Raw genomic sequence first — 14,731 nt, forward strand, 5'->3', positions numbered from 1 at the left:
CTTATTTTATTTGGATTCTTCTAGCCGATTTTGCGTATTCAATAGTAAATATTGCCATAAAATACGATACCTTTTTTTTGCTGTTAAACATTTTATGAAAATTAGTGGATGTTTAATATTGTACATAAAAAAAAATATCCATTCACCAATAGTAGCTTCTTTTAGTAGTTTTCGGCTATTTTTACAGATCAAACCAGTATACAGTAACTTGTTAAACGATTTTATGTTGCCTTCTCTGGCTGCTGCCCAAAGTAGTTTAATATAATTTCCATCGATTTTTACTGCTGTGAAAAAGCTATCAATTAGCAAAAGATAATGTTCAAAAACGCCACTTAAATTAGGTTTTCTAACTGTGTTTACTGTTAAAGAAAAATTAGCGAGTATAACATCGATAAATAAAATAGGGTGTTTTAGTGCGCGTTCTCTTATTGCTTCAATAAAATCAATTCTAATATTATCTGGAGCTTTAAGATTTATTAAATTTTCATTATTTCGAATCATCATACTGCAGTTCGAATGATGGTAATCATATATATGTCGAAATGAAGGGAAATGTACTTTATTAATTTCAAAATTTTTAGGCCATCTGGGCTCAGGGAGTTTTTGCCATTTATCATCTTCAAGCTCCTGCCAGATATTGAAGTTAGAAAATGCAACAACACTATCCGGATTTTTTTCCATCTGCTCTATCATTATTGCCAAAAAATCTTTTTCCCACCAATTATCATCTTCCAATAGGCATAAATATGTTGCCGACGTGAGATTAAACATGACATTGAAAGTAGCAACTGGACCAAGATTTGTTTCATGCTGATAAAAGGTAAAACGACTATCATTTAATGAACTGATATAGTTTTTGGGAAAATCATCAGAAGGATCGTCGTTATGTACTTCGCACTCCCAATCCTGATGAGTTTGTTGCAGCAGGCTATTTACACTTCTCTGGAACAACGCATTTCTTTTATAAGTAGGTAAAAAAACCTTTACTTTAGGCATTCCTAAATTTTTGAAGTCGTTTAACGAGTTTCCACCCCAAAAAATTAGTGAGAAAATCTGCTAATGGCGAAGTTTTATAGCTAAGATTACTTCCTCCCAGCGCATTTATTTTAAGAGCTATGGTCTTTGCAAGTTCCTTAAAATCCGGATAGATTTTGTATAGGAATTCTTGCAAAGTGTTTGCTGCAAGTAGTCTGGTCTGTTTATTATTTTTATAACACAGCAGATGCGATATTGATAACAATAATGATTGATAAGATGATTCTGCTTCGGCATAACTATGCTTTGCCGAAAGGCTGCTTGGATTTCCGGAACGGTAGTAAAGTATAGACTTTGGAGAGAAGATTACTTTTTTTGCCTGTAATATTGTTCTGGTAAAGTATTCTGTGTCGTCTAACTGAGAGATATTTGCCTCCCATAAACCTGCTTTTTCGATAATATGACGCGGTAGCAAAAATATTCCTGGCTGAGTCATGGATCTGGCATATTTCCACGAACTGCATATCCATTCCAAAGCTGATAGATCTTGCCAACAATCTTCTTGGCTTATCTTGAAATCGGATAAGTCATTTGCATAAAAACGTCCCCACTTTGCAGAAATAATGCTGTTTGGATGCTGCGAAGCCAATTTTACCTGCTCTTCTATCATTTCTGGACTGATCAGATCGTCAGAATCGAAAAATTTAACAAAACATCCTTTCGATTGCCAATATCCAAAGTTCCTTGCCGCTGCGGCTCCTCCGTTTTTGATCTGGAAAATTTTGATTTTAGGCGAATTATATCCACTTATAACCTCGAAACTTTTATCTGTACTGCCATCATCAACAATAATTAGTTCCCAATTATTGTATTGTTGCTTTAATATACTTTCAATAGCGTCAACAACGTAATTTTCGCTATTGTAAACGGGCATAATTATAGAAACAAGTGGAGTTGTTATATTTTCTGCCATGCGTGATTAAAGTACCATTTTTTACTTACAGCAACATAATGATGTAAAATACCTTCTTCATGCTTAACCTGTGTCTCGCTTGGATACACTATATATTCATCTTTATCTCCAACTACGGATGTCTGGTCTCCGATTAACATTGCACTTAAGGCCTGTTCGAGGTAGTAATTACCTCCGTATTGATTTTCCAATGCCTTGCCCCATTTTTCTAAGTTATGAAAATCGATCTCATCACTTTTAAGACCAATAATGCCTACATTTATTTGCTTTGGAATTGTAGAGCCAGTTAATTTTTCCATTTCCTTGAGCGGAAAACCATAAGCACTTTCAATATCGAGTATGTAGAAAGGAGTTTTCGGTTTCTTTAACCAAGCAAGCATTTCTTCTGGTTGTCTCCAGAACAGCATATCAGAATCCAGTACCAATTTCCACCCTGTAGCTGCAAAGTGAACATCTATTAGTTTTTTAATATGTGGATATATCTCTCTTTTATGATGAAGAAAAGGATATTTTTCAGCGAATAAATTTGCCTTTAACCTTTCTTCAATTTCATCATTCATTACAAATACACTATTAGGTACTTGTTTCTGGTAGCTTAATATCAGTTTTTTACTAAGTGAACCATCATCAAAAAATATAAATTTTATAGGATGATCTGTTTTTTTTTGGAGTGAATAAGCGCAAAAAACTGTTTGATGCCAAAATCTTTTACCGGTTAAAAAATAAACCTCCAAGATTCGTTTATTGTTTTTCGGAGATTTAATAAAAATCCCTTTTGAGGCCAACTTCATTTGTTTCTCGGCACGTAACATTTTTCTATAAGCCAGGTAACCCCCGAAACTTTGCCAGGTTTTTAAATTACTGAGAGGGTGCCGATATAAAGTATTTAGAATTTGTTGTATCAAAATAGGTTTAATACAAGTTTTATACAATATGCTTTTTAAGACTATCAGCTTTTGGCTAAAGCCTGTAACTGACCTTTTATTCCTTTAAAGATTACGAAATTCTGATCCGTTTTCCAGGGTTTATATTTCAAATAGGCTTTTATTAACCTTGGCCACAAGAGGTATTTTGGAAATCTCTTCCATGGAGAAATTTGGTATTTTATTAGGAAAGTAGTCCATGAATTCATAATTCCATGGTTTAGTTTGCCAAGATAGTTTTTGGTTAACCTGTTCGATGGAATAAGATGGATCAAATGGAGTTCCGGGAAAAATCCAATCTCAAAGTTATTTAACATAATTTGCATTACAATTTCGTTATCACCACTTGATGTTAACTTAGTTCCAGACCGGTCTTGTATCACATTTTCATCATTGGATATACTAGCCATATATTTTTTAAGTGCTAGGCTTCTAACCGCCATCCCTGCACCGACAGGCGCAAAATCCGGATAATAATTGATTTGGTGACCAGCAAAATTAGTAATCCGTGTATGCTTTCCGAGTGCTCTTAAGGCTAAACAGGGCCAAAACATTTTCATCCATTCTGGAGGAGCTATTTCAAAATCGGGAGATATATTTCCACCTATAGCACCAATTTTAGGATATTTATCGAATATCGCTAAGCAATTTTGCAGGTAATCAGGCTCCAGTACATTGTCATCATCGGCCATTATAATAATTTGACCTTTGGCTTCGACAAAACCTCTGATACGTGCGCTTGTTAAACCTTGCTTTGGTTCTTTAACAACTCTAGCATTAGGGTGCCAAAGGATATCAGGAGTAACTGGTATTTTAGAATTGTTATCTACAATAACCAATTCCCAGTAATCAACCGAAAGGCTTTGTAACTTAAGGCTGCTTAGGGCTCTATTAAAGAGATGAAGATTTGGGTTATATGTACAGATAATTACTGAGATCAAATTAGTCATTTCTGTATCCAATAACTTTTGCCGGTATCCCTACTGCGATAGCATATGGTGGAATATCTTTACTCACAACTGAACCAGCGCCAATAATTGCCCCGTTACCTACAGTAGTACCTCCTAATATTTTAGCTCCGGCACCTATCCAAACATCATTACCAATTTTAACTGGTAATAAGATATCTGGTTGCGACCGTATTATGGTCATTTTATTTGGAATAGTGTGGTTCGAGCTAACAATACAGGTATGCATTGCTATTAATGTATTTTCACCTATTGATACACCTCCATGACCATAGATAACAGTGTACTCACCTACAAATACATTTGTTGCGAGTTTTATACTGCCTCCATAAGCTTTTAAAATACAGCCTTTTGTAATTTCACAATAATCTCCTATTGTCACCTTTCCATTATACCCATTGTGTATCCCATTAGCGAAATTGGCCCTGCCGGAAACAATCACATTCTTTCCGAGGTTGATTTTCCTTAGCCGCCACCAAAGAATAATTACATAATCATAAAGCGACAGTATTATTTGCATTACTTATTTCCTTTGTAAATAGTTAAAGAAGTGAATAGGGTTACTTTTTATTTCAACAGCATTTTGAGGGAAATGTATCTACTTGGATTTATTGCATTTTTAAGCTAGTCATTATTGATTTTTTGAAATTACCTATCAATGTTCGAAGGTTAAATTTAATAAGCTTTAAAATGTCCTCATTTTTCATGTTCTGATATATTAGACCAAAATCGTGGTTGTATGGAAAATATGTTCTTCTCCATGCGTTATTATGCCTGATCCGGTTTAAATTCTCTCCTATTTTAGGGAGTAAACTTAATGGCCTTCCATGAACAACTTTTACTTTTTGAATTACAAAGTTGGGATAATATATAATAAAATTATATGCAGATGAAAAAACAGCAAATTTTACATCCGATTCGTAAAGTGTTTTTCTCAGATGATATTGATCTGTTTTGATCTCTGTATTATCCTGAAAAGCTAGTTTCCAATTTCGGATTAATGTTTTAACATTTTCAGTTAAGCGATATGCAATTACGCCTGTATTAAATTCCGGCATAGCATTACTTACATCTGGCATTTGATATTCATAACCCTCGTCTGCCTGATGGATAGCAAATTCCCTGTAATCCAGGATTCTAAATAAATCATCCAATCGATCAGCAATGAAAGTATCTGTATCTAAAAAGATAGTTTGTTCAAAAGGGGTATATTCTAGCAATAACTTATCGATATAGCTATATTGGGCCTCTTTTACAATGACGAAATCAAAAAGATTTTCTGGAAGTTGATGGTCTTTGGAGTCGGTAATCAGTGCAATAGGATAAGGGTTGTTTTTTTTACTAGAAGTTGCAGAAAATATGGCCTCTTCTATATATGTTTTACCCGTAGCTACATACAGAACACCTCTGCTTTTATCCATATCCTTAATAATTTAAATTTATTATACTAATAGCGCCTTGATGTTTTCTTCAAAAACATATTGAATTTTAGTGGGATTAAAATCATTTTGCGCTACATACCAACTTTGTTTAGCTGTTTCATCCCAATATGCAGTATTTTCTAATTGCAAAAACATATTCTCAAATGTTTTTACTGATGGTGATGTTGTAAACAATATCCAATTGTTTTTTTCTGCCCAATTATAAAGTGAAGTACCCTCCGGACTGCTCAGTATGATTGGGATATTTAAATGGACAGATTCTACAAATTTGGATGGGAAACAGCTCTCTATCCAAGGCATTCTTTCAATGTCATCGGGGTAACCACAAAATAAAACTGAACAGTGTTGCTTTAGATAATCCATTGCTTTTCCACTATTTGTAAAATAAGGTATCAACTTTATATTATTAAAGGCTTTTAATGTCGAGAAACGATCAAAGTCTTTAGTAATGATATGCAATTCTCCGCCAATGGCTTCTAATGCTTTGGCTATGAATTCAAATACCGTAAAATAACTCTCGTAAGTTGAACCTGAAAAACCTACAGTGAATTTTTTCGGCTGCCGAGTGATTGATTTTGGAGTATATCCAGATGGTATAGGCGGTAGTATAACGTAATTGTTGGTACTGCAGCCAAATATTCTTAAATTCTCACTAACTGTCCATATCACCGAAGATTTTTGAGCAATATATTGATCAAAAATGATGTTTGTTTTGTTGTATTTATTTAATAAATTTTTGTCGTCATGTAAAAACACGCCCATTTTACACTTATAAATATCTTTTAGAAAAACGGCAAAACCGTTTAAGAAATTCCCATAAAAATAAGTAATGATAAAATCTGGAGGGGCCTGTCTGATTGTTTTTCTAACCAGTTTATAAATTAGAAAAAACCTGATTTTACGCAGTAATGCATTGTTTTGCCGATAAGGAGGATACCACCATGCATTAAAAGGTACGCGGATGACATTAAAATTCTCGGTAATTTCGTTGAAAAAAAAAGCTCTCTCCAGGTCTTTGTAATCAGGTATAATAATTGTTATCTGATAGTCATTTTCTTTTAGTCTGATTAAGTGGCGATAAAAAACTACAAAGCTGCCATAGCCATTATGAGGAATACTTTCTGACACAAAATAAATATGCTTTTTTTTAGTCATCTGTTGATAAATGCTTACCTAGAAAACTCCTATTCAGGGTTATTGGATACCCCATGTTTTTCTGATCTTTTTACTTTTTTCTATTACAGACCTGAAAGAAGCTAAAGCATTTTCTATGTTATAGACACTTAGCGGAGAGTGTAATGCTAGTTCAAGTGGCATAGTCACGTTCTTCTTATCCAGAATTTCCATTGCCTCGCTAATTTCGGTTGGTAAAAGTGGATCAAAGTAAATAGCAGAGTCTCCTAGCATATTTTTATGTCCCTCCAGGTTAGAGCAGGCCACGTTACAACCTAGGGCTAAAGCTTCTAGTAAAGGCATATTTGTTGGCCCTAAAAGTGAAGGGAAAATCAAACCTTTTGAATTTTTATATAACCATTTTAGATTTTCATCAGAAATGAAGCCAGGCAAAATAACACGTTTCTGTAATTGTAACTCGTCAATTACATTCTTGATATAGTTAATGTTTCCCTTGTCGCTACCGGGAAGGATTAGGAAATAATCCTGATTTGTAGTTAGGAACGTTTTAAAGCCCAATAATAAGTTATAATGATTTTTATGAGGCCAGAATTGAGCTGGATATAAAAAGAATTTTTTAATCTGATTAAACCATTGGGGTTTTTCCTCCTTTATCTTTGGGGTTATTATTTGACCTGGGAAAAGTGGTAAAATCGATATTTTATCCGGTAGAATGTTGTAATTACGAATTATTTCATTTTTGCCTGCTTCAGATTCGGCACATATTATAATTGCCTTTCCCAAATCCTTTGCATAGTCTGCTTCTCTTCTTTCCCAAATCCCATCCATACTAAGCTCAGGAAATGGATAGGTAGTTCTGTGACCTAAGTCCCAGTTGACTAAAATATACGGGTAATTTTTGAGAGCTACTCCAGGAGTAGGATAAAAAATAACGTCAATTTTTAGATTTTTTAATATTAATTGGGCATTTAAAAAATTTCTTTCAATATCTTTTCTTTGCAGGACACCTCCAAAAAGTTTATGATATAAATTAACTTTCTTCCTATAAAAATAACTTTCTGTAAAAGGGAGGTTAACTATCTTTTTCTTAAAGTTTAATTTGAAATCAAAGCCTACAAAAAATATTTCGATTTCCGGCCCGAAATCCATTTCATCTATTTTTTTTGCGAGTTGCATTAAGAAAGAATACCCTCCGCCGGCCTCAGGTATATAATAATTGTCTATCCACACGGCAATTCTATAAGGCTCCATAGGCTAAAATCGTGGATATAACATCTTCTAAATTTGTTTGACTCAATCCTATGCCACTTGGAATGTAGAACCCATATCTAGCAAGCTGTTCGGCAACAGGATAATTCTCGTTCTTAAACAACCCCATTTTTTTAAATACAGGTTGTTCGTGCATGCACCAGAAGAAGGGGCGGGTGCCAATTTGATTCGAATTTAAATGTGCAACAATTTTTTCTTTTTCATTCAGATTTGGTGCCACCAGACCAAAAACCCAATAGATGTTTTCGCTGAAATTAGTTTTTTCAGTGGGTAATTTATAACCTTTATCCTTTAAAAATGAAAGGCCTTTCTGGTAAGCCAGACCCATGGCTCTTTTCTTTTCAATAAAACTGTCTATCTGCTCTAATTGTGCCAGACCTAATGCTGCTTGCAGGTTAGTCATCCGGTAGTTCCAGCCGATTTCGTAGTGTACAAAACGGGGGCCATTTGGTTCAAAGCAAAGGTTGCGAAGCTTTTTGCACCTTTCGGCTAATTCTTTATCGTTGCATAGCAACATGCCACCTTCGCCCGTGGTGATGTGTTTATTTGGATAAAAGCTAAAAATACTGATATCGCCAAAACTGCCACACATTTTATCTTTGTAGGTTTGCCCATGCATTTCTGCGGCATCTTCGATTACTTTCAGCTTGTACTTTTTTGCTAGTTCCAATACGGGATCCATGTCTGTGGGTAAGCCATAAAGATGTACAACCAGGATTGCCTTTGTGCGCGATGTAATTTTGGACTCAATCTGAGTTACATCCATATTCCAGGTTTGTGAATCGCTATCGACCAATACCGGGAGAGCGCCAGCGGTAACTATTGATTGGGCTGGCGAGATGATGGTAAATGTTGGCATAATAACCTCATCACCTATACCGATATTCAAAGCTTTGATCGCGATATCTAAGGCCGCAGAACCACTACTTACGGCAACACCGTAGTTGCAGCCAATATAGTTGCTAAATTTTTCTTCAAAGGCTGCAATGAATGGACCTTCACTACTGATCCAACCGCTGGTAATACATTCGGTTAAATATTTTAATTCGTTTCCGTTGAACGAAGGTGTATTTACGGGAATTGGATTCATATTATTTTTTTCTAAGGACATAACAAACACCCCATGTTTCATCTGATGGAGGAACTTTGCTTAGAAACTCTTCGCAATGAAGTAGCTTAAATCCGGTAGCATAAGCCAATAGCTCTATTTCAGGCTTACCGAAGTGGCGCATTGGGTGCTTTTCCTCTACAGTAGAGATTTGCCCATTATGCAGGTTTCTAGCCTCGATGAGATAATTCACTTCTACAATATTCCGTTCTGCGTCAATAACAGGGGTGGCATATCTTATGATTTCGACATCGCTGTTTTTAAGTCTTTTGACCCGTTTTTCGGGTATTTGTGCATGAACGGCCGGGCTATGCCAAACATCGAAAATAAACAGACCGTCGGTATTCAGATGCTTTTTTACCTGATTAAATGTGTTAATCAAATCTTCGTTTTCAGTTAGATAGCTAATTACATGGAAAATTGACAAAGCTACATCAAACGATTGTTCCTGCTCAAAGTTGCTTACGTCAGCAATTTTAAAGCTGACTCCTTCATTTACGGTGCGGTTAGCGATTTCAACCATTTCCGAACTGCGTTCTAAGCCAAGAACCTCGTATCCTTTTTCTGCTAAAAGTTTAGCATGTTTACCAGTACCTGAACCTAATTCGATAATATTTTTAGCAGTTGGTAGGTAACTGCTGATGAGGAAAGTTAAATAATCCGTTTCAGACTGATAATCTTTATCCTTATATAACAAGTCATAATATTGACTATAATGTTTAAAGTTCTGGCTCATTATTTTTATTTATGAGGATGATATTTTTTGGAGTGTGATCAAATCTTACCTTATCTTCATCACCGCAATAAGGGCCTTGTTTTATCTCAATCATTTCAGAATCTTCCAGCATTTCGAAACCATGCCCACCTGTAGCAAGCAAAATCACATCGCCTGTTTCTACAATCCTGCTTTGGAGATAATTATGCTCATCTTTATAGAAATCTACACGGACTTTGCCCGATTTTACATAAAGAACTTCCTGAGTTAGGGTAACTTTCCTTTCCACTAGGTTATGTACATGTGGATCGATTTTATAGCCTTTAGGTCGGTTCATATAGCCTAGCTGCTGAGAAAAATCGTCAGGTGTAAAGAATGAGATGCCTTTTTTATTGTAGTTAGATCGGATGATAATGGCTAAAATAACACCTTGGTTTTCTATTTTCTCAAGCATTTTTAACTACCTTATTTTTAAATTTTCTATAAAACATTTTAACAATGTTTATCGTATTATCCCATAATTCAGCAGAAGAAAACCTGAAAAAATTTTTCCTCGGTGACAGAAAATAAATAATGCTTACGAGATAATACTTTATACCTTTGTTTATTTTGGAAATTTGAAAATATAATGTTGCAACTTTAAGCATGTGTTTGGCATAAGTTTTTGGACCGCAAAATTGCAAGATATCGTTTTTGTAATTTTTAAAAAGAAAAGCCCAACCTTTTGCTACATTACTTAAATGAAAAGTCATTGAATTATTAGCTCCGACAATTTTTGCTAACGGTTTATTGATTATTTTAAAAGAAAATTTTTGAGATAATCTGAAACAAAAATCATCGTCCTGGCAAATGGTATATTTAAGGTCGAATTGCCCTATTGCAAGAATAGCTTTTTTTTTTGCAGTTATCGTAATCATTGATGAGAGGTAACCTTGATTCAATACTTCTGCGTATTTATTTTCTCCTTCTAAATTCCATACAGGACCATTTACTAAATTACAATAGCAAAAACTTATTTCGGGATACTTCATATAAACAAGGGCCATTTCTTCTAGATAATCTCTTTCCCATACATCGTCACTATCTAGGAATGCAATTATTTCGTGTTTTGAATGTCCTATTCCCGTATTTAGCGCTGCATTTTGGCCTTGATTTTTTTTATGCTTGATAATTTTTATTCGTTTATCATTGATGCTATTTATTACCTGGACACTTTGGTCTAGGGAAGCATCGTCTACTACAATGATTTCAAAATTCCGAAAAGATTGATTTAATATACTCCTAATAGCACGTTCAATTGTATTCTCTCGATTATAGCATGTTACAATACAGGTAAAATACATTTTTAAGACAGTATATTTTCTAATTTATTGAAAATCGTTATTGCAGCATTTCCATCTCCGTAAGGATTTTTATTTTGAGTCATTTTAGAATAAAAATTACTGTCTTCAACTAGTTTTTTTGTATAAGTTATAATGTTTTCTGCATTATCTCCAATAAGAATGGCTAACTCACTTTCAACCGCCTCTTGCCTTTCTGTAGTTTCCCTTAAAATAAGTACGGGTTTTTTTAAACTTGGAGCTTCTTCTTGTATCCCACCCGAGTCAGTGAGAATGATATATGATTTATCCATTAATGAGACGAATTCAAGATAGTTCAAGGGTTTTATAAGAAAGACATTATTTAATCCCTGTAATTCTTGATTGACAGTTTTTTGGACATTCGGATTCAGATGTACTGGGAAGACGAAATCAAAATTCTTATATATAAAAGAAAGCTCTTTTATAGCTTTACAAATCTCATTCAATCTTTTACCAAAATTCTCTCTTCTATGACAGGTTATGAGTATTATATTTCTACCATTTTTACCCCAATCATTATCGCTGGCAATTGTTTTATATTTTTTTAATGTGAGCAGTAAGGTATCAATGCCAGTATTCCCTGTAACTAGGATTGCATCTTTTTTTATACCTTCTGCCAAAAGATTATTTTTAGCCCTTTTAGTTGGAGCAAAATGATAATTGGCAATTTTACTAATAACAACCCTGTTATACTCCTCCGGAAAGGGCGACATGATGTCGAAGGTTCTTAGACCGGCTTCGATGTGAGCTATTTTAATTTTGAGATAAAATGCCACTGTAGCTGCAACCCTTGCCGTATTTGTGTCACCTTGTACGAATATAAGATCAGGTTTTTGGGCAGCTAAATAAATGCCAAGGTTCGTAAATAATCTTCCAGTTATTGCGCTAAGTGTTTGGTCATTTCTCATTAATTTTAAGTTTTTATCTATCTTGATATCAAAAAACTCAAAAATGGGCAAAACCATTTCCTGGTGCTGACCAGTAAAACAAACTTTTAATTTGTATTTTTTATGCTTGGCAAATTCCTTGATAACAGGAACAAGTTTAATGGCTTCGGGCCTTGTGCCAAGAACAAACATAACTTTCATTTTAACATCAATTTTTGGAGCAATCTATCTTTCACTTCCTTAATAAGATACTTGAATTTAAGTTTTTTAGCTATTCTAATCTGAAAATTATGATCGGTCCCACCAGTTTTATCACTGAAATACTGATTTTCGTAATAATAAAACCTCATCAAATCTTTATAGAGTACTTCATTTTTTTCTTCCCACGAACCATTGAAATGGTGACACGCATAATTCTTTGGTAAGTCAATACAAAAGGTGCTTGAGGGATAAATACAAACACCGTCTTCAAGCCTCTGTAGCCTATCTTCATTTCGATTAACTTTATAATGTTTTTCTAAAATTCCGGATACAATCGCCGTGTTTGTCGTTAATGTAAAAGCTTTTTGTTTGTCATAGTAAGACAATACAAGACCTGGCCAGTTATGTTGTTTTTCTGCGCCCCACACTGCCGTAAAAGGAAATCCTTTTAACTCAAAGCCTGAAAATGCACGATTTGATAGAAATATATCTAAGTTGCTTCTGATTTCAACATCCGTATCTAAATAAATACCTCCATAATGGTATAAAACATAGGCCCTAACATAGTCGCTTACAAATGCCCATTTTTTCTGACGGTATGCCTCAAGGACATAATTATTACAACTAATGTCAAAATTAGATTCATCCCATTTGATAATTTTATAGTCTGGAAGATATTTTTTCCAGCTATTTATACAAGTAGTTGATAAGGAATCCAAATTATTGTTCCCAAACCAACAATAATGTATTGTTTTAGGTATCATTATAGCTTATCTAGATATAAAAAAATACCACTCGTAAACATTTTTTTTCCTTTTTGATGTATCCACCTGTGCGTTGGATGTTTATCATATTTAAGTTTTTGTAGCCCAAGGCCCGAAAGTATTTTGGTTATTTTAGTATCTTCATCGAAATCGTCGTAGATAATATTTACTTGATGGGTTTGTTTAAATCTGGAGATTAGTTCACCCAGAGCCTTTTCTTTGTAAAATGGATGAATTTCTACAACAATATCAGTTGCTTTTTGCCATTGAAACTGGTTTGGATTAAGTAAATTCATTTCTTCACCTTCACAGTCACATATGATTAAGTCAATTCTATCTTCCCAGTTTTTAAAAATCACTTCTGTTGCTGCACCATATAGTTTTGGAGAAACCAGATCATTGGTAGAGAACCATGCTGATATGAAATGATGTAGCGAAAGATTAGTTTCGAAAGTATAGTTGTTTTTGGGTTGCAATAGGTAACTCATCGATGCACTATAATATCCAGTATGACCACCAATAATCATTATATTTTCCATTGCCTTTCCGGCTATTTTTCCCCAAGTTTCGAACAAACATGATTCATAAAGACCCAATACTTCCGGGACTGTCAATTGATCAAATAAAATTTCTGGGATTTTTAGACCACTGAACGGTCCATAGTAAATTTGATTGCCAACTTTATTGATAAGTTCAGTAATGGTAGGGTTTTTAAGGTTTATCATATTGATTCAATTTTTATTTCCGGAACTAGGCTTATGGCACCTGGCCACTCACCTCTATAGATTCCTCCACGTCTAACATCATCATCCAAAACCGTAAAAGAATAACAGTTTTCAATAATTTCGTAAAGTGTACCTTGCCGGCTATTAAGGTGAAGGCTGATATGATATCTTCCTTCGTTTAAAATATATTCTTGAAATGGAACAATAAATTCGTGGGTGCCAATTTCTAAATCGGAAATAAAACTATTAATATGAAAAGTATTGATACAGGTTACTAATTCTTGTGTCTCATTGTATAATGCAATACAAAATCCCATGTTAGGGTTATTTACTTTTGTTCTTATACGAACTTTGATACGAAGCCTTTCTCCATTAGTAATTGTTTCAACAATAAAGTTGTTTTTATTTAAAATTTCAATGCTTTCGGCAATAAAATCTTCATTTTCAAAAGAGATTATATGTTTATCAGTTCGATTTAAGTAAGATGAAATAATTTGTGTAACATTTCCAACTTCTTCCACTTTTCCATTTTTCAGAAAGATAGCCTTTTTACAAAATGATCTGATAGCTAGCATATTATGGCTCACAAAAAGCACCGTTCTTCCTTCACCCTTACTCACTTCACCCATCTTACCCAAACATTTCTTCTGAAATTCGGCGTCGCCAACGGCCAGTACCTCATCTACTATTAATATTTCACTTTCCAAATGTGCGGCAACGGCAAAAGCCAGCCGTACATACATGCCGCTGCTGTAACGCTTAACTGGCGTATCCAAATAACGCTCAATACCTGCAAAATCTACAATTTCATCGAGTTTGCGTTGAATTTCTTTTTTACGCATGCCTAAAATGGCGCCATTTAAAAAGATATTTTCCCGGCCGCTCAACTCCGGGTGAAAACCTGTGCCTACTTCCAGTAAGCTTGCAATACGGCCTTTACCAGATATTTTCCCGGTTGTAGGAGCAGTAACTTTACTTAATATTTTAAGCAAGGTACTTTTCCCGGCACCGTTTCTTCCGATAATACCAACAGCATCGCCCTGATCTATTTCAAAATCAATATCCTTTAAGCTCCAAACTACATTGCTTTCGCTTTTGGTATTTTGATTGTTGTTCTCGCCGATCCGTAAAAATGGATCTTCTTTACCCCGAATCCGCGCATACCATCGTTCTAAATCACGACTGATGGTACCTGTGCCAATTTGGCCAAGTTGATAGGCTTTGCTCAGATTTTCTACTTTTATTGCTATGTTCGACATTTAAAGGGTGATTAGTGTTTGTCTTCC

Annotated in this window: 16 protein-coding genes; all 16 read right to left on the minus strand. The window is 34.6% G+C overall.

All coding sequences use genetic code 11. From position 1 onward, the window contains the following. Positions 1 to 6: 6 nt before the first annotated feature. Positions 7 to 996, minus strand: coding sequence for a glycosyltransferase family 2 protein (locus tag GGQ60_RS08535; RefSeq protein ID WP_183762385.1), 990 nt, complete (start codon positions 994 to 996; stop codon positions 7 to 9). Continuing rightward, complete coding sequence (locus GGQ60_RS08540) at positions 989 to 1,948, minus strand: glycosyltransferase family 2 protein (RefSeq protein ID WP_183762387.1); 960 nt, start codon at positions 1,946 to 1,948, stop codon at positions 989 to 991. Before GGQ60_RS08540 ends, GGQ60_RS08535 begins: the two co-directional genes overlap by 8 nt. After that, on the minus strand, positions 1,933 to 2,853 hold the full coding sequence (locus GGQ60_RS08545) for a glycosyl transferase (protein WP_183762390.1): 921 nt from the start codon (positions 2,851 to 2,853) through the stop codon (positions 1,933 to 1,935). Before GGQ60_RS08545 ends, GGQ60_RS08540 begins: the two co-directional genes overlap by 16 nt. Before the next feature lie 44 nt (positions 2,854 to 2,897). Further along, positions 2,898 to 3,833, minus strand: coding sequence for a glycosyltransferase (locus tag GGQ60_RS08550; protein ID WP_183762393.1), 936 nt, complete (start codon positions 3,831 to 3,833; stop codon positions 2,898 to 2,900). After that, a complete protein-coding gene (locus GGQ60_RS23105; protein ID WP_183762396.1) occupies positions 3,814 to 4,359 on the minus strand; it encodes an acyltransferase in 546 nt (181 codons plus the stop codon). Before GGQ60_RS23105 ends, GGQ60_RS08550 begins: the two co-directional genes overlap by 20 nt. Before the next feature lie 88 nt (positions 4,360 to 4,447). Beyond that, the gene (locus tag GGQ60_RS08560) at positions 4,448 to 5,260 is read right to left on the minus strand and encodes a hypothetical protein (RefSeq protein WP_183762399.1); all 813 of its coding nucleotides are present in this window, start codon (positions 5,258 to 5,260) and stop codon (positions 4,448 to 4,450) included. Between the two features lie 21 nt (positions 5,261 to 5,281). After that, positions 5,282 to 6,436: a glycosyltransferase family protein gene (locus GGQ60_RS08565; protein ID WP_183762402.1), complete on the minus strand. Its 1,155-nt coding sequence runs from the start codon at positions 6,434 to 6,436 to the stop codon at positions 5,282 to 5,284. Between the two features lie 39 nt (positions 6,437 to 6,475). Further along, positions 6,476 to 7,666: a glycosyltransferase family 4 protein gene (locus tag GGQ60_RS08570; RefSeq protein ID WP_183762405.1), complete on the minus strand. Its 1,191-nt coding sequence runs from the start codon at positions 7,664 to 7,666 to the stop codon at positions 6,476 to 6,478. Continuing rightward, complete coding sequence (locus GGQ60_RS08575; RefSeq protein WP_183762407.1) at positions 7,653 to 8,774, minus strand: DegT/DnrJ/EryC1/StrS family aminotransferase; 1,122 nt, start codon at positions 8,772 to 8,774, stop codon at positions 7,653 to 7,655. The genes GGQ60_RS08570 and GGQ60_RS08575 overlap by 14 nt, the downstream gene beginning before the upstream one ends. 1 nt (position 8,775) lies before the next feature. After that, positions 8,776 to 9,528, minus strand: coding sequence for a class I SAM-dependent DNA methyltransferase (locus GGQ60_RS08580; protein WP_183762410.1), 753 nt, complete (start codon positions 9,526 to 9,528; stop codon positions 8,776 to 8,778). Next, positions 9,512 to 9,961: a cupin domain-containing protein gene (locus tag GGQ60_RS08585; RefSeq protein ID WP_183762412.1), complete on the minus strand. Its 450-nt coding sequence runs from the start codon at positions 9,959 to 9,961 to the stop codon at positions 9,512 to 9,514. Before GGQ60_RS08585 ends, GGQ60_RS08580 begins: the two co-directional genes overlap by 17 nt. Then, positions 9,954 to 10,850 carry a glycosyltransferase family A protein gene (locus tag GGQ60_RS08590; RefSeq protein ID WP_183762414.1) on the minus strand — a complete coding sequence of 299 codons (897 nt, stop codon included), beginning with the start codon at positions 10,848 to 10,850 and terminating at the stop codon, positions 9,954 to 9,956. The genes GGQ60_RS08585 and GGQ60_RS08590 overlap by 8 nt, the downstream gene beginning before the upstream one ends. A gap of 2 nt (positions 10,851 to 10,852) precedes the next feature. Then, a complete protein-coding gene (wecB, locus tag GGQ60_RS08595; protein ID WP_183762416.1) occupies positions 10,853 to 11,956 on the minus strand; it encodes a non-hydrolyzing UDP-N-acetylglucosamine 2-epimerase in 1,104 nt (367 codons plus the stop codon). After that, a complete protein-coding gene (locus GGQ60_RS08600) occupies positions 11,953 to 12,720 on the minus strand; it encodes a glycosyltransferase family 32 protein (RefSeq protein WP_183762418.1) in 768 nt (255 codons plus the stop codon). Before GGQ60_RS08600 ends, wecB begins: the two co-directional genes overlap by 4 nt. After that, positions 12,720 to 13,445 carry a hypothetical protein gene (locus GGQ60_RS08605; RefSeq protein WP_183762420.1) on the minus strand — a complete coding sequence of 242 codons (726 nt, stop codon included), beginning with the start codon at positions 13,443 to 13,445 and terminating at the stop codon, positions 12,720 to 12,722. Before GGQ60_RS08605 ends, GGQ60_RS08600 begins: the two co-directional genes overlap by 1 nt. Beyond that, on the minus strand, positions 13,442 to 14,704 hold the full coding sequence (locus tag GGQ60_RS08610; RefSeq protein WP_183762423.1) for an ABC transporter ATP-binding protein: 1,263 nt from the start codon (positions 14,702 to 14,704) through the stop codon (positions 13,442 to 13,444). Before GGQ60_RS08610 ends, GGQ60_RS08605 begins: the two co-directional genes overlap by 4 nt. Positions 14,705 to 14,731: the final 27 nt, after the last annotated feature.

The organism is Pedobacter zeae (genome assembly GCF_014196715.1).
Lineage (GTDB): Bacteria > Bacteroidota > Bacteroidia > Sphingobacteriales > Sphingobacteriaceae > Pedobacter > Pedobacter zeae.